General features: G+C 66.9%; 20 protein-coding genes. 5 read left to right on the top strand and 15 right to left on the bottom strand.

The genetic code is table 11. The features are described 5' to 3' along the window. Positions 1-31: 31 nt before the first annotated feature. The 3 genes from BW990_RS15115 (at position 32) to BW990_RS15125 (ending at position 2,630) form a co-directional block, all read left to right on the top strand. Positions 32-481 (top strand): DUF411 domain-containing protein, encoded by a 450-nt coding sequence (locus tag BW990_RS15115; RefSeq protein WP_076449249.1) that lies wholly within the window; start codon positions 32-34, stop codon positions 479-481. Positions 482-668: 187 nt separating this feature from the next. Beyond that, positions 669-1,355 carry a D-lyxose/D-mannose family sugar isomerase gene (locus BW990_RS15120; protein ID WP_076449255.1) on the top strand — a complete coding sequence of 229 codons (687 nt, stop codon included), beginning with the start codon at positions 669-671 and terminating at the stop codon, positions 1,353-1,355. 3 nt (positions 1,356-1,358) lie between these two features. Next, entirely contained in the window at positions 1,359-2,630 is a 1,272-nt protein-coding gene (locus tag BW990_RS15125) for a glycerate kinase type-2 family protein (protein WP_076449197.1), read from the top strand. Between the two features lie 16 nt (positions 2,631-2,646). Here BW990_RS15125 and BW990_RS15130 read toward each other — a convergent pair whose 3' ends face one another. The 7 genes from BW990_RS15130 to BW990_RS15160 all read right to left on the bottom strand — a co-directional run bounded on the left by BW990_RS15130 (position 2,647) and on the right by BW990_RS15160 (position 9,080). Next, complete coding sequence (locus BW990_RS15130) at positions 2,647-3,870, bottom strand: permease (RefSeq protein ID WP_076449199.1); 1,224 nt, start codon at positions 3,868-3,870, stop codon at positions 2,647-2,649. A gap of 129 nt (positions 3,871-3,999) precedes the next feature. Next, positions 4,000-4,389, bottom strand: coding sequence for a Cu(I)-responsive transcriptional regulator (gene cueR, locus BW990_RS15135; protein ID WP_076449201.1), 390 nt, complete (start codon positions 4,387-4,389; stop codon positions 4,000-4,002). 13 nt (positions 4,390-4,402) lie between these two features. Then, entirely contained in the window at positions 4,403-6,928 is a 2,526-nt protein-coding gene (locus BW990_RS15140; RefSeq protein WP_076449202.1) for a heavy metal translocating P-type ATPase, read from the bottom strand. Between the two features lie 138 nt (positions 6,929-7,066). Beyond that, on the bottom strand, positions 7,067-7,906 hold the full coding sequence (locus BW990_RS15145) for a fumarylacetoacetate hydrolase family protein (RefSeq protein ID WP_076449203.1): 840 nt from the start codon (positions 7,904-7,906) through the stop codon (positions 7,067-7,069). Positions 7,907-8,006: 100 nt separating this feature from the next. Then, positions 8,007-8,159, bottom strand: coding sequence for a hypothetical protein (locus BW990_RS22140; protein ID WP_200798058.1), 153 nt, complete (start codon positions 8,157-8,159; stop codon positions 8,007-8,009). 88 nt (positions 8,160-8,247) lie between these two features. After that, a complete protein-coding gene (locus tag BW990_RS15155; RefSeq protein ID WP_076449205.1) occupies positions 8,248-8,598 on the bottom strand; it encodes a phasin family protein in 351 nt (116 codons plus the stop codon). 68 nt (positions 8,599-8,666) lie between these two features. Further along, on the bottom strand, positions 8,667-9,080 hold the full coding sequence (locus BW990_RS15160; protein WP_076449206.1) for a dihydroneopterin aldolase: 414 nt from the start codon (positions 9,078-9,080) through the stop codon (positions 8,667-8,669). 238 nt (positions 9,081-9,318) lie between these two features. Between BW990_RS15160 and BW990_RS15165 the strand changes: the two genes are divergently transcribed. Continuing rightward, positions 9,319-9,585, top strand: coding sequence for a hypothetical protein (locus BW990_RS15165; protein ID WP_076449207.1), 267 nt, complete (start codon positions 9,319-9,321; stop codon positions 9,583-9,585). A gap of 347 nt (positions 9,586-9,932) precedes the next feature. Here the strand turns inward: BW990_RS15165 and BW990_RS15170 are convergent, their stop codons facing one another. Genes BW990_RS15170 through BW990_RS21920 form a run of 5 tightly spaced genes read right to left on the bottom strand, consistent with a single transcriptional unit; the run spans position 9,933 to position 14,072 of the window. Further along, on the bottom strand, positions 9,933-10,682 hold the full coding sequence (locus tag BW990_RS15170; RefSeq protein WP_076449208.1) for a gamma-glutamyl-gamma-aminobutyrate hydrolase family protein: 750 nt from the start codon (positions 10,680-10,682) through the stop codon (positions 9,933-9,935). Then, positions 10,679-11,641 carry an amidoligase family protein gene (locus BW990_RS15175; RefSeq protein ID WP_076449210.1) on the bottom strand — a complete coding sequence of 321 codons (963 nt, stop codon included), beginning with the start codon at positions 11,639-11,641 and terminating at the stop codon, positions 10,679-10,681. Before BW990_RS15175 ends, BW990_RS15170 begins: the two co-directional genes overlap by 4 nt. Continuing rightward, complete coding sequence (locus tag BW990_RS15180) at positions 11,641-13,338, bottom strand: sensor histidine kinase (RefSeq protein WP_159441664.1); 1,698 nt, start codon at positions 13,336-13,338, stop codon at positions 11,641-11,643. The genes BW990_RS15175 and BW990_RS15180 overlap by 1 nt, the downstream gene beginning before the upstream one ends. Positions 13,339-13,380: 42 nt before the next feature. Next, positions 13,381-13,938 carry an RNA polymerase sigma factor gene (locus BW990_RS15185; RefSeq protein WP_076449219.1) on the bottom strand — a complete coding sequence of 186 codons (558 nt, stop codon included), beginning with the start codon at positions 13,936-13,938 and terminating at the stop codon, positions 13,381-13,383. Further along, a complete protein-coding gene (locus BW990_RS21920) occupies positions 13,935-14,072 on the bottom strand; it encodes a NepR family anti-sigma factor (protein ID WP_234990272.1) in 138 nt (45 codons plus the stop codon). The genes BW990_RS15185 and BW990_RS21920 overlap by 4 nt, the downstream gene beginning before the upstream one ends. 131 nt (positions 14,073-14,203) lie before the next feature. Here BW990_RS21920 and BW990_RS15190 point away from each other — a divergent pair, with 131 nt between their 5' ends. Further along, positions 14,204-15,004, top strand: a complete 801-nt coding sequence (locus BW990_RS15190; RefSeq protein ID WP_076449222.1) for a response regulator — start codon at positions 14,204-14,206, stop codon at positions 15,002-15,004. Between the two features lie 72 nt (positions 15,005-15,076). Here the strand turns inward: BW990_RS15190 and BW990_RS15195 are convergent, their stop codons facing one another. The 3 genes from BW990_RS15195 to BW990_RS15205 form a co-directional block, all read right to left on the bottom strand. Then, entirely contained in the window at positions 15,077-16,480 is a 1,404-nt protein-coding gene (locus tag BW990_RS15195) for a TRAP transporter large permease (RefSeq protein ID WP_076449223.1), read from the bottom strand. A gap of 4 nt (positions 16,481-16,484) precedes the next feature. Continuing rightward, positions 16,485-17,114, bottom strand: a complete 630-nt coding sequence (locus tag BW990_RS15200; RefSeq protein ID WP_076449231.1) for a TRAP transporter small permease subunit — start codon at positions 17,112-17,114, stop codon at positions 16,485-16,487. Between the two features lie 89 nt (positions 17,115-17,203). Continuing rightward, entirely contained in the window at positions 17,204-18,220 is a 1,017-nt protein-coding gene (locus tag BW990_RS15205) for a C4-dicarboxylate TRAP transporter substrate-binding protein (RefSeq protein ID WP_076449233.1), read from the bottom strand. Positions 18,221-18,699: the final 479 nt, after the last annotated feature.

Raw genomic sequence — 18,699 nt, forward strand, 5'->3', positions numbered from 1 at the left:
ATACGATTTCAAGACCGATAGGAGACCCAAGATGAACAGACGCGCTTTCCTCTATTCCGGCGCCGCCGTCCTTCTCGCCCACCCGCTGCGCGCCGAGGCCGCACCGGTCATCCGGGTCGCGAAAACGCCCACCTGCGGCTGCTGCACCGCCTGGGTCGAGCATGTCCGGCAGGCCGGTTTTGCGGTCGAGGCGCAGGATATCGACCAGGAGGCGCTCTACGCGCTCAAGAGCCGGTTGCAGATCGCCCCGGAGCTTGCCGGGTGTCACACGGCCATCGTGGGCGATTACTTCATCGAAGGCCATGTGCCGGCGCCCGATATCGCGCGCCTTCTGGCGGAGCAGCCGGCGGCGCGGGGCCTGACCGTGCCCGGCATGCCGATGAGTTCGCCCGGCATGGCCGGCCCGGGCGCGGGCGACCGGTTCGACACCTTGCTTGTCGGGACGGACGGCGCGACCTCGGTCTTCGCCAGCCACAGCTAAGCGGCTCCGGCGTCGCGGGGCCATCCTGTCCGCGGCGCCCTTGGGGTCACGGCGCACGTGCCGCCGGGCGATCCGCGCGCGCCCGGCGGTGGCCCATCCCGTGCGCGCCCCAAGCCGCACCATGCCGCGCTTTGCGCTCGACACCGTCCGCCGCAGAAGCCACCTTCGCGCCGAGGAGGACACCCCGATGAAACGCTCGCGCATCAACGACATCATGGCCGCCGCGGACGAGATGATCCGCGCCCATGGCTTCGCCCTGCCGCCCTTCGCCTATTGGTCGCCCGACACGTTCCGGTCGCGCGAGGATGCGGCGCGGCACATCATCGACGTGCGCTGCGGCTGGGACATCACCGATTACGGGCGCGGCCGGTTCGACGAGATGGGGCTGTTCCTGTTCACCCTGCGCAACGGCCTGCTGGCGGACCTGCAAGCCGGGCGCGGCATGTGTTATGCCGAGAAGCTCTTGATCTCGCGGCAGGATCAGCTGTCGCCGATGCACACCCACGCGCTCAAGGCCGAGGATATCATCAATCGCGGCGGCGCGACGCTGGTGATCGAGCTTTACGGCTCCGACGATGCGGGCGCCTTCGCCGAGGATCGCGGCGGCACGGTCTGGCTCGACGGTCTCCGGCACGATTACGCGCCCGGCGAAAAGCTGCGCCTCAAGCCCGGCGAAAGCGTCACACTGCGCCCGGGCGACTGGCACGCCTTCTGGGGTGAAGGCGGCGATGTGCTGATCGGCGAGGTCTCGACCGTCAACGACGACGAGACCGACAACATCTTTCGCGAACCCATCGGCCGCTTCGCCGAGATCGAGGAGGATTGCGCCCCGCGGCACCTTCTGGTCAGCGATTATCCGACCGTTTTCGGCTGATCCATGACACCCGCCGTCACCGAGCCCCGCGCCTTCCTCACGCACCTCTTCGAAATCGCCGTGGCCGAGGCCGACCCGATGCGCGTCATCGCGGACGCGCTGCCCGACCGGCCTTCGGGCCGGACCTTGGTGATCGGCGCGGGCAAGGCGAGCGCGCGCATGGCCGAGGCGGTTGAGGCCGCCTGGGGGCCCTGCGACGGTTTCGTCATCACGCGGTACGGCTACGGGCGGCCCTGCGCCGGGATCGAGATCGCCGAGGCGTCCCATCCCGTGCCCGACGCCGCGGGCGAGGCCGCCACGCGCCGCCTGCTTTCCCTCGTGGCGGGGCTCGGGCCGGACGACCTGGTGCTGGCGCTGATCTCGGGCGGCGGCTCGGCGCTTCTCTGCGCGCCGCGCGACGGGATCAGCCTCGACGACAAGATGGCCGTGAACCGCGCGCTTCTGGCCTCGGGCGCGCCCATCGGCGAGATGAACGTGGTGCGCAAGCATCTGAGCCGGGTCAAGGGCGGCCAGCTTGCGGCGGCCCGTCACCCGGCGCGGCTCTGCACGCTTCTGATCTCGGACGTGCCGGGCGATGATCCGGGCATGATTGCCTCCGGCCCCACGGTGGGCGAGGCCAGCACGCCGGACGATGCCCGCGCGATCCTGGCCAAACGGCATGTCAAAGTGCCCGGCAGCGTGCGCAGGATGCTGGAGCAGCCCGGCGTCGTCATCGCCCCGGGCGATCCGCGCCTCGCGCGGGCGGAGACCCATATCATTGCCGCGCCCTCGCAATCCCTGGCCGCCGCGAGCGCCGTGGCGCGGGAGGCCGGCTGCGAGGTGCGCATTCTCGGCGACGCGCTGGAAGGCGAGGCCCGCGATCTGGCCGCGGCGCAGGCCCGCATGGCGATGGATTTGGCGGGCGATGTCCGGCGCGCGGGCAGGCCCATGCTCCTGCTCTCGGGCGGCGAATGCACCGTGACGCGGCGCGGCGACGGCTCCGGCGGGCCCAACGCGGAATACGTGCTGGCGGCGATGATCGCGCTCGACGGGCATACGGGCATCCATGTGCTGGCCTGCGATACCGACGGGGTCGACGGCGCCGCCGAGGTCGCGGGGGCCTATGCCGGGCCGGAGAGCCTGGCGCTTGCGGCAAAGCGCGGCGTCGATCCGGCAGAGGCGCTTGCCCGCAACGACGCGCATGGTTTTTTCGGCGCGCTCGGTGCGCAGATCGTGCCCGGCCCGAGCCTGACCAACGTCAACGACTTCCGCGCTATCCTGATCCTGCCGGACTAGCGGCGCCTGCCGCGGGTCATCCCAGCAGCCAAATGCCCATCCCGACGATGAGCGCCAGAACCGCAAGCGCCGCCACGCCGTCCTGCAGGGACAGGCCGCTTCCGTTCCCGTGGTCATGGTCGTGGTCATGGCCGTCATCGCCCTCCTCGAAGGCGGCGCGCCTGCGCGACAGCCATGTGAGCCCCGCAACGGCCATAAGCGCGACGATGTTCAGCCAGAAGGTGTAGTCGATGGCGAAGGTCGCGACATCCCCCGCCCGGCGGGTGCTTTCCGGCAACATGCCCGCGAAGTCGAAGCCGTAATGCAGGATGATGGCGGTGGCCACGATGCTCACATACATGACCGCCGCGATGTAGAGCGCGACGCGCCAGCCGTAATACTTGGCGTTCACCTTCACCAGCGGCGGCACCATCAGGTCCGAATAGATGAAGCCCATGATCCCCGCGAAGAGCACGCCGGAGGAGGCGAGGATCGTCGCGAGGGGGATGTTGCCCATGGAACCGATGAAGGTCGCCGCGGCCACGAAGGGCGCGACCATGGCGTTCTGCAGGACCAGCAGGAAGCCCGCCTCGCCGCCCTGCGCCTGCTCGGCGAGGAAAATCGCCTTCCAGACGCTGTCGGGCACGAAGACCGCGATGAAGCCCGCCAGCGTGAAGCCGATCAGGATTTCCTGCCACACCATCTGCCATTCCATGACGAAACCGCGCCCGACCCGCGTCCAGCCGTCGAGCGAGGTGATGCGCTGCCGCCAGTCGAAGCTCTCGGCCTCGTCCGGGGCCTCCTGTTCGGCGCTCTCGCGGGCGGCCTCGATCCAGGAGCGGGGATAGCTCAGCCGGATGAGCACGCTGCTGACGGCGATCAGGATCACCCCGCCGATCACCTCGGCCACAAGGAATTGCCAGCCCAGAAAGATGAAGATCAGTATGCCAAGCTCGATCACGAGGTTGGTGGAGGCAAACATGAACGCCACCGTGGCCACGAAATGCGCGCCCTTCGCCAGCAGCGACCGTGCCGCCGCCAGCGCCGCGAAGGAGCAGGAGCTGGAGATCGCCCCGAAAAGGCTCGCGATGCCGACGCTGCGCAGGCCTGGCGTGCCGATCTGGCGGGTCAGCTGGGCTTTCGGCATGAAGGCCTGGATCATCGCGCTGATCGTGTAGCCGAGCACGAAGGCCCAGCCCGATTTCCAGAAGAATCCGATCGCGGTCTTGGCCGCCTGGCCGAATGTCTCGACGAGCTCCATGCTGATCTCCGATACGGGGGTGCCGGACACGTCCTGCGGACATGCCGTGCCGATTGGTGTATGGAAGAAACAGCATTCCGGCGCGGGAAGGTTCCGGCCGGGTCCGGATAATTTTCGCGGACCTGCGGCTCAGCCCGATTGCGCGAGGTCGCGCAGGATCGGGCAATCGGGCCGGTCATCGCCGTGACAGGACCGTACCAGATGCGACAGCGTCGCGCGCATCTCCTCGAGCTGGGCGATCTTGTCGTTGATCGCCTGCAGATGTTCCTCGGCCAGCGCCTTGACCTGCGCGCTCTCGCGGCTTTCGTCCTCGTAGAGATCCATCAGCGTGCGGCAATCCTCGATGGAAAAGCCGAGCGCCCGGGCGCGCCCCAGAAAGCGCAGCTTGTGCAGGTCCCGGTCGCGGAACCGGCGATAGCCGTTGGGCATGCGTTCGGGCCGCACGAGGCCGATCTCCTCGTAGTAGCGGATGGTCTTGGGCGGCAGGCCGGCCCGCTCGGCGACGTCCCCGATATTCATGGCGCCTCTCCTTTCATTCCGCGGGTTGCGGGCGCGGCGCGGCCTTGGCGGCGTCCGGCTTGGACCGCGCCGGTCCCTGCGGATCGGCCAGCGCGGGCCGCAGCCGCCGCAGGCGCAGCGCGTTGGTCAGGACCGACACCGAGGACAGCGCCATCGCCCCCGCCGCGAAGACCGGCGACAGCAGGATGCCGAAGGCGGGATAGAGCACGCCCGCTGCCACCGGAATGAGCGCGACGTTGTAGCCGAAGGCCCAGACCAGGTTCTGCCGGATGTTCCGCATCGTGGCGCGCGAGACCTCGACCGCGTTCACGACCCCGCTCAGCGCGCCCGACATCAGCACCACGTCGGCGGAATCGATGGCGATGTCGGTGCCCGTTCCGATCGCGATGCCCACATCCGCATGGGCGAGCGCGGGCGCGTCGTTGATCCCGTCGCCGACAAAGGCGATCCGGCCGCCCTGCCCCCGCAGATCGTCGAGCGCGGCGACCTTGCCGTCGGGCAGAACCCCCGCGATCACTGTGTCGATCCCGGTCTCCCGCGCGATGGCCTCGGCGGTCTCGCGCTTGTCGCCGGTGATCATCGCCACCTTGATCCCGCGCGCCCGAAGCGCCGCGATGGCCGCCCGGCTGTCGGCCTTGACCGGGTCCGCGACCGCGATCACCGCGGCGATCCGCCCGTCGATGGCCGCGTAAAGCGCCGTGCGCCCGCGTGCCGCGAGGTCGCGTTCGGCCTCGGCCAGCGGCGCGGTGTCGATGCCTTCGCGCTCCATGAAACGGTCGGCGCCGACAAGCACCGTCTGACCGCCGACTTCGGCGGCCACCCCGTAGCCCGTGACCGACCGGAAGCCCGTTGCGTTCGGCAGATCCAGCCCCTCGGCCTGGGCGGAAGCGACGATGGAGACGGCGATGGGATGCTCCGACTGCGCCTCGACGGCGGCGACCTTCGCCAGCACGTCGGCCCGCGTCGCGCCCTCGGCCAGCACCACATCGGTCAGGCGCGGACGCCCCTCGGTCACCGTGCCGGTCTTGTCGAGGGCCACCAGAGTGACATCCGACAGCGCCTGCAGTGCATCCCCCTTGCGGAAGAGCACGCCCATCTCCGCCGCGCGCCCCGTGCCGACCATGATCGAGGTCGGCGTCGCGAGGCCCATGGCGCAGGGACAGGCGATGATCAGCACCGACACGCCCGCCACGAGGGCCAGCGTCAGCGCCGGGTCGGGGCCGACGAGAAGCCAGACAGCCACCGTCAGAAGGGCCGCCGCCATGACCGCGGGCACGAACCACAGCGTGACGCGGTCCACGAGCCCCTGAATCGGCAGCTTGGCGCCCTGCGCCTCCTCGACCATGCGGATGATCTGCGCGAGCGTGGTGTCGGTGCCCACGCGGGTCGCGCGGAAGGTCAGGCTGCCGGTGCCGTTGACCGTGCCGCCCGTGACCGGATCGCCCGCGCCCTTGGGCACCGCCAGCGGCTCGCCGGTGATCATGCTTTCGTCGACATGGCTTTCGCCTTCGGTCACCGAGCCGTCCACCGGTAGCCGTTCGCCGGGCCGCACCTGGATCAGGTCGCCGACCTTCAGCGCCTCGATCTCGACCTCCTGCGCCACGCCGTTGCGCAGAACCCGCGCCGTGCGCACCTGCAGGCCCATCAGAGCCTCGATCGCGGCCCCGGTGCGGCCCTTGGCCCGCGCCTCGAGCCAGCGGCCGATGAGGATCAGCACGACGATCACCGCGGCGGCCTCGAAATAGACCGCGCGCACACCCTCGGGCAAGGCGCCCGGCAGGAAGGTCGCGATCACCGAATATCCCCAGGCAGCCCCGGTGCCGACCGCCACCAGGCTGTTCATGTCCGGCGCGCCGCGCATCAGCGCGGGCAGGCCCGCCGCGAAGAAATGCCGCCCCGGGCCGAACAGCACGAGGCTCGTGAGCACGAACTGGAGCACCCAGGAGGCCTGCATGCCGATGGTGCCCGCGATCAATGTATGCATGCCGGGGATCACATGCGCACCCATCTCGAGGATGAAGACCGGCAGGGCCAGCGCCGCGGCGAAGGCCACGCGGCGCGACAGATCGCGCGCCTCGTCCGCCTTGCGCGCCACGCGCGAGGCCGATTGCTGCGCCTCCGCGATCTCGGCGGGATAGCCCGCATCGCCGGCCGCGGCGATCAGGTCGCCCGGCGTGAACGCCCCTTCCAGGAAGTCGACCGTCGCGGTCTCGGCGGCGAGGTTCACGTTGACCGCGACCACCCCCGGCACGGCCGCCAGCGCCTTGTCGACCCGTCCCACGCAGGAGGCGCAGGACATCGAGGCCACGTTCAGCACGACCCGGTTCTGCCGCGCAGGGTAGCCGAGCGTGCTCAGCGCATCGACCGCCGCCGCGAGGGCCGCCGCATCCGCAACCGCGATCCGCGCGCTTTCTGCGGCGAGGTTGACCGAGACGTCCGAGACGCCGTCGAGTTCGTTCAAGGCCCGGTCGACCCGCCCCACGCAAGAGGCGCAGGACATGTTGTCGACGGACAGGGTGACGTGCGTGGCTGCGGTCATGGCAGACCTCCTGATCGGTGTTACCGCTGATATAGGGGTTCCAGCCACTGGAAGCTCAAGGCCCGCGCGAAAAATTCCTCGGGCGCAGCAGTGCCGCGCGCCGCACGGCCCGTCCGAGCGGCCGCAGCCGCCGCGCGGTCAGCCGTCCGCCACCACCTCCTGGCGCTGCAGGCCCAGACCGGCGATGCCCGCCTCGACCACGTCGCCCGGCTTCAGGAAACGCGGCGGCTTCATGCCGAGCCCGACGCCCGGCGGCGTGCCGGTCGCGATCACGTCCCCGGGGTAGAGCGTCAGGAACTGGCTCAGGTAGCTGACGATGTGATGGGTGTTGAAGATCATCGTCCCGGTCGTGCCCGATTGCATCCGCTCGCCGTTGACGTCGAGCCAGATATCGAGCGCCTGCACATCGCCCAGCTCGTCCGGGGTCACGAGCCACGGGCCCAGCGGGCCGAAGCCATCGCAGGACTTGCCCTTGGTCCACTGCCCGCCGCGTTCCAGCTGGAAGCTGCGCTCGCTGACGTCATTGGCGATGCAATAGCCCGCGATATGGGCGGGCGCTTCTTCCTCGCTGACATATTTCGCCGTCCGGCCGATGACGATGGCCAGTTCCACCTCCCAATCGACCTTCTCGGCGCCGCGCGGGATCACGATGGCGTCGTTGGCCCCGGAAATGGCCGAGGTCGCCTTCATGAACATCACCGGCTCGCCGGGCAGATCCCATCCGCCCTCGGCGGCGTGATCGGCGTAGTTGAGCCCGATGCAAAGGAATTTGCCCGTCCCGCCCACGCAGGGACCGAGACGCGGCGTGCCCGGCACGGGCGGCAGCGTCGTGGCGGCACGGTCGCCGAACTGCGCAAGATCACCGAGGGCGTCACCCGCCAGATCGTCGATCACCCCCGACAGATCGCGCAGCGTGCCGGTGTCGTCCAGAAGGCCCGGTGTCTCTGCGCCCGGTGCGCCGAAGCGGACGAATTTCATGGCATGTCTCCCTTTGGATACGTCTTGGATGCGTCTCGAGGGGCAGACAACCGGAACCGGCGGGGATTGTGAAGCCGAAATGGCCGCGCGCGACCGGGTGTCAGGGTTGCGGTGCGCAATCGGCGATCACGACGTCCTGCACCGGATCGTCGGGCCCGCAGCTGTCACCGGAAAGCGGATAGGTGTCGGGATCGGTGCATCCCGCCAGCAAGAGACAGATCGGAACAAGTAACAGGGAAACGGTCAGGCGCATGGGATATCCTTGCATTTGGCAGATGAAAACGGCCCCGGGCACGGCAACGCGTCCACGCCGGGACAAAGCGACGAGGCCTGTGCTGCGCTCAGTTCGCGGTTTCTTTCTTGGCCGTCTCATCGGCCTTTTCGAACAGCGATGTGCTGATTTCGAGCAGTTTTCCGGACTCGGCCTGGTATTGCTCGATGGCGCGCTGGGTGAACCGTATCTGCAGCGCCTGCAACTCGCCGAGATCGCGGCAGTTCCGCAACTCCTGCTGCAGCTTCGCGTCCTCTTTCAGACGCTCGCCGATGAAATCGACGAATTCCGCGCTCATGCGGCTCATCGCTTCCATCCAGCTCTGGCTCATGCCCATGAAATCGCCAAAGCCCGCATCCTGCAGCTTGGCGAAGGGGTTGGCATCGCCCGGGGACGCGCCGGATTGGCGTTTTGCACTCATGGCCTCACCTTTCCTGTGAAGTGATGTCCCATGATGCCCCCGGGCCGGAGCCTGCGACTTGATGCCGATCAATCACCCTTCCGCACCGGCGGTTTTTCGCTGCGCAGCGCGGCCAGGTCGTCGGGCCCGAGACACAAGCGCACGCCGAGGGTCCCGCTGCCGCGCTTCACCGGCCGCTTGGCCAGCGCGATCTCCACTGCATGGACCGCGTCATGGGCCGCGCAGGCCGCGGCGATCCGCGTCATCAGGCGTTCCTGCGTGTGGTAATGCCCGTCCGCCGCAAGCCTGTCGATCTCGGCGATCAGCGGGTCGTAATCGAAGACATGCGCCATGCCGTCCTCGGCGATCATCACCTGTTCCGGCGCGATCTCGAGCGTGAGGTCGAGGATATGCGCCTCGGGCACCGTATCGCCGGGTCCGTAGGTGCCGATATCCGTGTCGATTTCGAGCGCTTTCAACTCGATCGTGCTGCGTGCGGTCATGGGATCTCCGATGCGATGATATCGCTTGGCAGGTAGCGCGGGCCGGCTGCAGGCAAGCGGGCCTTGTCGATGCGCGGCGTCCTGTCCACGGCGCGATCCGCATTGCCAAAATCCGCATATCAAAGTAATATTCCTTCATTCTGCACTGCAGAAACGAAATAATATTCTCCACCCCGGGAACCGATCCGGGGAGAAGTGCGTTATCGGCAATTAGTGTGGTGTCCGGGGGGATGAAGGCATGTTTTTCAATCACGCAAACCGCGTCAACGGGCTCTGGGCCCGGCTCTGGGCACCGATGTTCGGGCGGCGCGCGCAGGCGTTGCGCCCGGTCTCGCAATCGCAGATCGCGCCCGACGCGATTGCGCGCCTCGTGGACGCCTTCGAAGACCGGCCCGCGGCTTCGGGCGATGCCCCGCGTCAGGAGGATGCGGCCCCGCGCTGGGGGGCGCCCGCGAACCTGATCGCGGCACCGCCCGCGAGGCCCGATGTGACCCGCCGCCGCTGACGAGACGGCCGCAAGGCCCTGAAGACGCGCCCCTCAAACGAAAAAGGGTGGCCCCGAAGGACCACCCTTTCTCCTGTCGAGCCGTGCCTCGCCGCGACCTATGAGGGAGGTCAGTCGCGGTCAGAGCGGGCTTTTTCATCGCCCTTTCGTCCGGTCAACGCGTAGATCAGCGCTGTCACCAAAGAAAGCGCGATGAGTCCAATCAAGAACGCATCGGTCATCGCGTAAGCTTCCTTGTGCCTGTTATCTGTAGACGAACGGCCCGGGACGGCGATTGGTTCCGTCTTTTCCGGACCGCCTGCAGATTGCCGTCGATGTGACCGGAAAGACCCGGCGTCGCGGGCCGCCTAGAGCGCCATGCGATTGCGGCGTTCCTCGGCCTCGCGCGCCTCCGCATGGGCCGCCTTGATCTGTCCGCGATTGGCCCGGCGCGCATGGGCGGCCTCGACCAGCGCCGCGAAGAGTCGCCGATGGGCGCGGCGATAGAACAGATGCTCGGGGTGCCACTGCACGCCAAGCGCCATCGGGTCGGATTTCCGCTCGATGGCCTGGATCATGCCGCCATCGTCGCGCGCGGCCACCTGAAGCCCCTCGCCCAGCGTCTGCACCGCCTGCGAATGCAGCGCGTTCACGTCGAGGCAGGCCTCCCCGGTGAGCCGCGACAGCAGCGTGTCCGGCACGAGATCGACGCGCTTCCTTGGCAGGACGGTGCGGTAATAGCGGGACCCGTAGGCCTCGTAGGCGTCCTGGTGCAGATCGCCGCCCAGAACCACGTTCAGCATCTGCGAGCCGCGGCAGATGCCGAGGATGGGCAGGTCGCGCTCGAAGGCGCCGCGCAGCACGCCGGTCTCCAGCGCGTCGCGGTCGGGATCGAGGCGCACGCCCACCCGCATCTCGCCGCCGTAAAGCGTGGGCGCGATGTCGTCGCCGCCGCCGATCACCACCCCGTCCACATCGTCGAGCCGGATCTCGCGCCCCGATTGCCAGCGGATCGCGCGCCCGCCCGCCAGCCAGACGCTCAGCGCCATCAGCGGAAAGATCCGCCAGCCCGACCGGCGCGAAACCGTGACCCCGATGACCGGACGCCCCGTGCTCATGCGAGGCCTCCGGCGATCTCCGCCGCGCGCTTGGCCCAGTCTCCGCGCGTTGTCGTGAGGTGGCTGCGATGATCGCGCCAACCCTCCTGCAGGGCCGCGATCAAGTCGGGATCGCGCGCGACCTCCTCGACCTTCACCCAGCGGTTCCATTCCAGCGACAGCGACCAGTCCGCCTCGTCGATGCGGCAATCGGGCAGACGGTAATGATAGGTGGGCCGGGCCGAGATCAGGTTCATGTCCATCGTGTTGGACACCCGCGCCTCGTCGAGATGGGCAAAGAGGCACAGCATGTCGAGCCCGTGGTTCCGCGACGGCGCGCGGTCGAGATAGAGGTCGATCAGCGCATCGAGCGAGCCGATCTCCTCGGCCAGCCCATCGAGCAGCGGGCGCGGATAGGGGTCGACATAGGGCATCACCCGCCGCGAGAGATCGATCCCGGACGCATCCCGGATCGCATCCTCGAGAAAGGCGAAGGCGCGCAGGGTGGGCAGGATATCTTCCAGCGTCTCGCCGGTGACCTCGGGGTTGAAATGCACCCCGAAGCCCAGAAAGACGCCCGCCGCCGTGCCGGTGGCCCCGGCCTCGGCCAGATCGTCGCAAAGATCGTCGAGCTTGGCGATTTCGGCGGGCAGGATCGGGCCGGTCACGATCTCGACCGGCACAACCTGCCGGGCAATGTCGTGGATCTTGCGGGAAAAGCTGCTGTCCGCACGCTTGAGATATTGCGTGTCGAGATAGACCTCGATCTCGCCGAGCGCGGTGTCGGTCACGACGAAACCCCGCTCGCCGCGCTCTTCCGGCGTACCGCCCAGCCGGTCGGTGATGACGCCCACGACCTGCTCTTCGGCAAGCGCGCCGAACTCAATCTCGACCCCCACCCGGCGCTCGGTGCCATCGGCCTTTTCGGGCCGGGGCAGCGCCGCGATGGCGGGGCGGTTGCTCTCGTTCTGTGCAGCCATCAGTAATCCACCACCTCTGGTTTGAAATCCGAAATTCTGAACGTCACCGTAACACGGTAGGTGTCCGCTTCGAGACCCTGGTTCAGCTCGCCGCCGAGCTGCGTGGCAAAGGCCGAGATCAGCCGCTGGCCGAGTCCGCCCATCCGGTCGACCACCGGAAGCTGCTCGGGATCGGAGGTGTTGGACACCTCGAACGTCACCTCCTTGTCGGCCGATTGCTTCAGTCGCACGGCGATGCGCGCGCGGCCCGACGCGTCGCGCTGAATGTATTTCTCGGCATTGGCGACGGCCTCGGCGGTCAAGAGCGCCAGCGGCATGGCCTGGTCGGGATAGACCCGCACCGGATCGAGGTCGCGGACGATCTCGAGCTTGCGGTCGTCCTGTTCCGACATCACGGCGACATGCTGGGTCAGCTCCTCCAGCAGCTCGCGCACATCCACGCGGCCCAGGTCGGCGGTGCGGTAGAGCTGCCGGTGAATGGCCGCGAGCCCGCGCACGCGCTCCTGCAACCGGCGCAGCACGCGCTTGGTCTCGTCGGTTTCCGATTGCCGGATCTGCATGTTCATGATCGACGAGATGAGTTGCAGGTTGTTCTTGACCCGGTGATGCACCTCTTTGAGCAGGATGGTCTTCTCGCGCAGCGCGTTTTCAAGCTGCGCCTCGTCCCTCAGGATCGAGTCGGACATCAGCAGGAAGTCGTTCTCCATGTCCCGCAATTCGAGCGCCATGTCGCCCGCCGACGATTGCGCCGGCAGCCGCCGGTCGCGGGCGAAGCTGCGCATCTGGTAGCGCAGCGTCCGGATATGGCGGATCACGAGCCGGTTCACGGCCAGATAGGCGACGACGACGCTGGCCGCCCACATGACGAGCGGCAGCGCCTTGGCAAAGGTGCTCGCTTCCAGCGCGCCAAGCTCGGGACTGTTCCGGTCCCAGATGCTGACCGCGTACAAAAGGTCGGGCACGATGGCCGCGACCACGTAGATGCGTTCGACCCCATCGGCGCTTTCGCTGAGAAAGCTGTAATTCTCCTGGCCGGGAAGGTTCGACAGACCGAGCGCGCCGGGCAGCAAGGGCTCCAGCGTGGCCCGGTCGAGCCCGCTGGTCACCATGTCGCCCGAGCGGTTGATGAGCGCCACGTCGATGAAACTTGCCCCGGTGGTCTGATCGGCGGGCTGCAGGTCCCGCAGTGCCGAGAGCGGGATGGAGATGACCACGTGACCGATATGGAAACCGTCGCGGAAGACCGGCTCGAAGATGGCGACGATCGGCTCGTCGCTGATCGTCGGCTGTTCGAAGGGCAGGATGTTCTGGCGGGGTTCACCCAAGGCCTCCAGCACCTCGGGGATGTCGGTCCGGGAAGGGATGCCGCCGACGCTGGCGCAGACGAAGTTGCCGGTCGTGTCCATCAGGGCGGCGAAGGTCACATCGGGCTCGGTGCCGCTGTATTCGACCAGCGCCTGGCTGCATTGATCGACGCGGCCGCCCGTCACCTGCGAAATGGTGCCAAGCGCCTTGGCCGCACCGAAGGCCGATGTCAGCAGCGCACGCTCTGCAGCAACGGCCGCCTCGGTGCGGTCGGTCAGGCTGAGCTGCGTGCGCGCCCGGGTTTCGGCATCAAGCTGGGTGGTCTGGAAGTAGGCAACGAGACCGATCGGAACCAGTGCAATCGACAGAAAGCCGATAATCCGGGCACCCAATCCACTGGGGATGGGTCTGGGTCCGGGTGCACCGATCATGGATCACCGTGCCGTGGCGGGCTTGTTTCCCGAAACGACGGCGAGCGTCGCCTGGTCGGTCAGCTCGAACGCCTCGTCATCGCTGAGATGCAGAAGCTCGGCCAACCGTGCACGGGCGCGGTTCGTGCGACTCTTGATCGTGCCGACGGCGACGTTGCACATGCCCGCCGCTTCCTCGTAAGAAAAACCCGAGGCCCCGACGAGAACCAGCGCCTCGCGCTGTTCGTCGTTCAATTTCTGGAAGGCGCGCATGAAATCGGCCATCTGCAGCCGGCCGTCGTGGGCAGGCTTTTCGGACAGCGTTTCCGTCAGCAGACCGTCGGCATCGCCGACCTCGCGCCCGGCCTTGCGGCGGTTCGAGTAATAGGTGTTGCGCAGGATGGTGAACAGCCAGGCGCGCATGTTGGTGCCCGGCTCGAACGTGTGGATTTTCGTCCAGGCCTTGACCAGCGCGTCCTGCACCATGTCGTCAGCCAAGGAGCCGTTGCGCGTCAACGACAAGGCAAAGGCGCGGAGTGCCGGAAGGTGCTCCACGATTTCATCGCGCGGATCAGCGCTCATTCGTCGGCCTCACGCCCGGTCTTGCCGGACTTCTCGTCCTGATCCTTGAGTTGCGACAGAAGCTCGAGGAACCGGTCCGGCACCTCTTGGTCGAGCATGTCTTCGTAGACCTTTTTCAGGTTTTCATCTATCACGCTGTCACGCTGTCGCTTTTCTTGCCCTTGAGCCATAATCACCCTTACGCGCCGTTCTTTGGCCCCACGTATGGAACAAACACCACGTTTGGAGGTTTGGTTCCAGCAATGTAAAAAAAAGGAAGTCGAGGATGGCTCAATCCGACCTCAGCAGCGAAATCGGCCAAGCGTTACCCTATTTGCGTCGGTATGCCCGGGCACTGACCGGCTCGCAATCGACCGGTGACCAATACGCCGCGGCGACGCTCGAGGCCGTGCTTGCGGATCGCACCGTCACGGTCGGCGCCAGCACACCCAAGGTGGGCTTGTTCCAGACCTTCCACGGTATCTGGGTCACGACCGGCGCGCCCGTCACCGACGAGGATGCGGGCCCGCGCAAGGCCGCGCAACGTCATCTGTCGCGCCTGACTACCAACAGCCGCGAGGCGCTGCTTCTCCACACGATCGAGGAATTCACCCTCAAGGAGCTTGGCGAGATCATGAATGTCGGTCTCGAAGAGGCCGAGATCCTCGTCAACACCGCGCGTCAGGAAATGGCCGATGCGATGTCGGGTCGGGTGCTCATCATCGAGGACGAGGCGATCATCGCGATGGATCTCGAAAGCATCGTCGCCGATCTCGGCCACCGGGTGACCGGCGTGGCGCGGACCCGCGACGGGGCCGTGGCGCTCGGCACGAAGGAGACGCCGGACCTCATCCTTTCGGACATCCAGCTTGCGGACAATTCCTCGGGCGTGGACGCGGTCAACGACCTGCTCCGCGAGCTTGGCGAACGGCCCGTGATCTTCATCACCGCCTTCCCCGAACGGCTTCTGACCGGGGACAAGCCGGAACCGGCCTTCCTGATCTCGAAGCCCTATTCCGAAGAGCAGGTCCGCTCGGCCATCAGCCAGGCGATGTTCTTCTCCTCGACGGAGACGCTGCGCGCCTGACCTGGCGCGCCCTGCCGAAATGAAAACGCCGGGTCTCGGGACCCTGCGTTTTTTTTCGTGCCGCGTGCCGGCTTACCCCGCGAGGGATGGCAGCCAGAGCACGATGGCCGGGAACGCCACCAAGAGCGCGATGGTGATGCCGTCGGCTATGAAGAACGGCGTCACGCCGCGGAACACGTCCTGCACCGACAGGTCCGGGCGCACCCCCGCCACGACGAAGCAATTCAGACCGATGGGCGGCGTGATCAGGCAGAACTCGGCCATCTTCACCACGAGGATCCCGAACCAGACCGCGCACATCGGCCCCGACATGCCGAAGGTCGATTCCGCCGCCGTCACGTATTCCCCGCCATTCAGCGCCATGACCGCCGGGTAAACCACCGGCAGCGTCAGCAGGAGCATCCCGATCGCATCCATGAACATGCCCAGCACCGCATAGGCCAGGAGGATGCAGACGAGGATCAGCATGGGCGAATATTCAAGCGCGGTGATCCAGTCGGAAAACGCGCTCGGCAGGTCCGCGAAGCCCAGGAAGCGCACGTAGATCAGCACGCCCCAGATGATCGAGAAGATCATGATCGACAGCTTCGCCGTCTCGACCAGCGCGTCCTTCAGTTCCGTCCAGCGCATGCCGCGATAGAGCGCCATCAGGAAGACGATGAACGCGCCGATGGCCCCGCCCTCGGTCGGCGTGCCCCAGGCGTCGCCACCGAAGGGGTTATAAACGAAACAGATGATGATGACGACCACCGCCACGATGGGCAACGCGGGCGGCAAGGCGGTGAAACGTTGGCGCCAGGTGAAGCCGGTCACCGGCGGGCCGAAATTCTTCAACGTCAGCGCAAGCGTGATGATCAGGATGGCGTAGATGAAGGCGGAAAACACGCCCGGGATGAAGCCCGCCAGCAGCAGCTTGCCCACGTCCTGCTCGACGATGATGGCGTAGATCACCAGGATCGCCGAGGGCGGGATGAGCGAGGCGAGCGTGCCGCCCGCGGCCACGACGCCCGCCGCGAACCGCTTGTCGTAGCCCACTTTCAGCATTTCGGGGATGGCGATGCGCGCGAAGACCGCCGCGGTGGCGACCGAGGCGCCCGACACTGCGGCAAAGCCCGCGGTCGCGAAGACGGTCGACACCGCCAGCCCGCCCGGCACCCAGGCGATCCAGCGCTTGGCCGCCTCGAAAAGGGCGCGCGTCAGCCCTGCGTAATAGGCAAGGTAGCCGATCAGGATGAAGGTCGGGATCAGGCTCAGCGCCTGGCTCGCGACCTTGCCATGGGGCACCTGCCCCGCGGTCTTGATCGCGACCGTCAGCGCCCAGGTGAATTCGTCGGCGGCGAAATCCTTCTTCTCCCAGAAGATCCAGATCAGGCCGACGACGCCCGCCAGCGCGGCGGCGAAGGCCACCCGCATACCGAGGACGACCATGACCAGAAGGCCGCCGGTGACCCAGAGGCCGATATCGATAGGATCCATGGGGTCAGTCCCTCCGGCTCAGCATTTCGGCTTCTTCGGCGGCGATCTCGGCCGCCGACTGGATGAGCGGCACCGCAACGGGATGCGTCGTGCCCGTGACGATGGCGCGCGCATAGCCCCATAATTGCAAAACGACCCGCAGCGACATGACCGAGAAGGCCACCGGCACCACAAGCTTCGCGGGCCAGATCGGCAGGCCGATATCGATGGAGCTGTCCCGGCTCCACAGCGGCGCGGAGAAATCGAAGGACCGGTCGAAATGCGCCCAGGTGCCCCAGACCAGCGCCAGCATCAGGAGCAGCACGGCGAAGGTGGTGAGGAATTCGGCGATCCAGAGCAGCCGGCCGCGCAGCTGACCGATCAGGATATCCATGCGGATATGCCCGCCGACCCGTTGCACGTAGGAAATGCCGAGGATGGCGATCAGCGGCATGAAGGCCTCGATCCAGTCCACGTAGCCCGGCAGCGGTTCGTTGAAGCCGTTGCGCCCCGTCACCGACACCACCGCGAGGACCATCAGGCCGAAGGCGAAAAGGCCCGAGATCAGTGCGAAGAGCCATTCCAGCTTTGCAAGTTTGCGGTCGAGACGAGAGAGCAGGCTGTCGTCTTCGAGAACCTTGGCGCTTCCGGCCATGGCAAGTCCTTCCGATGGTCTGGGTGGCGCGGCATGAGGCGACCCGACCGCGCAAGCGCGCGCCGCCGGGCCTCATGATTGCGATGCGCTCAGTTGGAGGCGCGATGCTCTTCCAGCGTGGTCATGACCAGGTCGAAAAGCTCCTGACCGGGCATGCCCTGCGCATTCATCTCCTCGATCCAGGCCTGCTGGATCGGGCCGCCGGCGACTTCCTCGAACTTGGCGAGCTCTTCCTCGGAAATCTCGACCGCGGTCACGCCCTTTTCCTCGAGCACGGCGTTCCAGCGATCCAGGAGCTCTCCGTAATTCGCCAAGTAATGGTCGATCGCCTCGGGCACGGAGCTGTCGAAGATCTCGCGCTCTTCGTCCGAGAGGCCTTCATAGGCGTCGATATTCACCACGACCGGGCAGTTCACCGTGCCGGGGTTCAGGTTCGCGGTCCACCAATCGGCCTGGTTGATCGTGCCGAAGGACAGATGCGCGTGCTGCGCGAAGGCCACGGTGTCGACGACACCCGATTCCATCGCCTGGTAGGCCTCCGACGAGGTCACCGAGGTCGGCACGCCGCCCACGGCCGCGAAGGCTTCGCCGAGACCGCCCGTCGCGCGGACGCGCATGCCGTCGAATTCCGCCAGCTCGTCGCGTGGCTCGCCGGTGCCGACGAGGTTGTATTGCGGCATCGGCGAGGTCATGACCATCTTGGCGTTCCACTGCGCCATTTCCTCGGCGACGGCGGGGTGATCGTAGACCGCGTGGCTGACCGCGACCTCCTCGGCGAGGTTCGACACACCGAGGAAGGGCAGTTCCAGCACGGTGATCGCGCGGTTCTTGTCGGGGTGGTAGCCTGCGCAGAACTGCGCCATCTCGAAGGCGCCGATGGAGATGCCGTCGAGGTTCTCGCGGTTGCTGGACAGGCCGCCATAGGAAATGTTCATGGTGAAGGCGCCGCCGGACTTCTCCTCGACGAGCTCGGCCAGCTTGTGGACATGCTCGGTGAAGGCGCGGCGCTTGCCCCAGAGCGAGACGTTCCACTCGGTCGCCACGGCTTCGGTCGCGAAGGTGAGCATGAGTGCGGATGCGGTCAGTTTGACCGTGAATGATGTCATTGATGTTCTCCCTTGATCCGGCGCTGTGCCACGCCGCTGTGGGCGTAGGGTAAAGCGTTGACCGCCGGACGCAAGGGAAGGCTGCGCGGATTTGTCCGTCCCCCTTCCCCGCGATGTTTCGGGTCATCCCGGGTACCTTGGCCCGCGGCAGCGCTGCGGCGGGTTCGCCCGAGGCAGCGCTAACACCGCATGAAACCGGGCATTTAGCGCCATATGGAAAACACAATTTACAAATGGCGCTCAGGCTGGAAAATCCTTTGACTCGAAAAACGCTGAAATTCCGTAGCTTATTTATCCGTTTTCAATCTTCGATTATGGTAGCTGACAAATATCACGCGACTGTGACGGGCTCGGGCTGCAAGTCGGCCGCGCCCGCCACCACCCAAGGAGGAGCGAGACCATGAGCCATCACGACCCGAACGAGACCTTTGCGCCGAGCGCGGATTTCGTTTCGCATGCCCATGTGGATGCGGCGAAAT

Source organism: Roseivivax lentus (assembly GCF_900156805.1).
GTDB classification, from domain to species: Bacteria; Pseudomonadota; Alphaproteobacteria; order Rhodobacterales; family Rhodobacteraceae; genus Roseivivax; species Roseivivax lentus.

Excerpts from the sequence above, each read along its gene's own strand:
- BW990_RS15165 (WP_076449207.1), top strand. The coding sequence starts at position 9,319 with ATGTTTTTCAATCACGCAAACCGCGTCAACGGGCTCTGGGCCCGGCTC.
- BW990_RS15160 (WP_076449206.1), bottom strand. The coding sequence starts at position 9,080 with ATGACCGCACGCAGCACGATCGAGTTGAAAGCGCTCGAAATCGACACG.
- cueR (WP_076449201.1), bottom strand. The coding sequence starts at position 4,389 with ATGAATATCGGGGACGTCGCCGAGCGGGCCGGCCTGCCGCCCAAGACC.
- BW990_RS15170 (WP_076449208.1), bottom strand. The coding sequence starts at position 10,682 with ATGAGCACGGGGCGTCCGGTCATCGGGGTCACGGTTTCGCGCCGGTCG.
- BW990_RS15130 (WP_076449199.1), bottom strand. The coding sequence starts at position 3,870 with ATGGAGCTCGTCGAGACATTCGGCCAGGCGGCCAAGACCGCGATCGGA.
- BW990_RS15200 (WP_076449231.1), bottom strand. The coding sequence starts at position 17,114 with ATGGCCGGAAGCGCCAAGGTTCTCGAAGACGACAGCCTGCTCTCTCGT.
- BW990_RS22140 (WP_200798058.1), bottom strand. The coding sequence starts at position 8,159 with ATGCGCCTGACCGTTTCCCTGTTACTTGTTCCGATCTGTCTCTTGCTG.
- BW990_RS15185 (WP_076449219.1), bottom strand. The coding sequence starts at position 13,938 with ATGAGCGCTGATCCGCGCGATGAAATCGTGGAGCACCTTCCGGCACTC.
- BW990_RS15155 (WP_076449205.1), bottom strand. The coding sequence starts at position 8,598 with ATGAGTGCAAAACGCCAATCCGGCGCGTCCCCGGGCGATGCCAACCCC.
- BW990_RS15145 (WP_076449203.1), bottom strand. The coding sequence starts at position 7,906 with ATGAAATTCGTCCGCTTCGGCGCACCGGGCGCAGAGACACCGGGCCTT.
- BW990_RS15120 (WP_076449255.1), top strand. The coding sequence starts at position 669 with ATGAAACGCTCGCGCATCAACGACATCATGGCCGCCGCGGACGAGATG.
- BW990_RS15125 (WP_076449197.1), top strand. The coding sequence starts at position 1,359 with ATGACACCCGCCGTCACCGAGCCCCGCGCCTTCCTCACGCACCTCTTC.
- BW990_RS15190 (WP_076449222.1), top strand. The coding sequence starts at position 14,204 with ATGGCTCAATCCGACCTCAGCAGCGAAATCGGCCAAGCGTTACCCTAT.
- BW990_RS15175 (WP_076449210.1), bottom strand. The coding sequence starts at position 11,641 with ATGGCTGCACAGAACGAGAGCAACCGCCCCGCCATCGCGGCGCTGCCC.
- BW990_RS15115 (WP_076449249.1), top strand. The coding sequence starts at position 32 with ATGAACAGACGCGCTTTCCTCTATTCCGGCGCCGCCGTCCTTCTCGCC.
- BW990_RS15140 (WP_076449202.1), bottom strand. The coding sequence starts at position 6,928 with ATGACCGCAGCCACGCACGTCACCCTGTCCGTCGACAACATGTCCTGC.
- BW990_RS15195 (WP_076449223.1), bottom strand. The coding sequence starts at position 16,480 with ATGGATCCTATCGATATCGGCCTCTGGGTCACCGGCGGCCTTCTGGTC.
- BW990_RS15205 (WP_076449233.1), bottom strand. The coding sequence starts at position 18,220 with ATGACATCATTCACGGTCAAACTGACCGCATCCGCACTCATGCTCACC.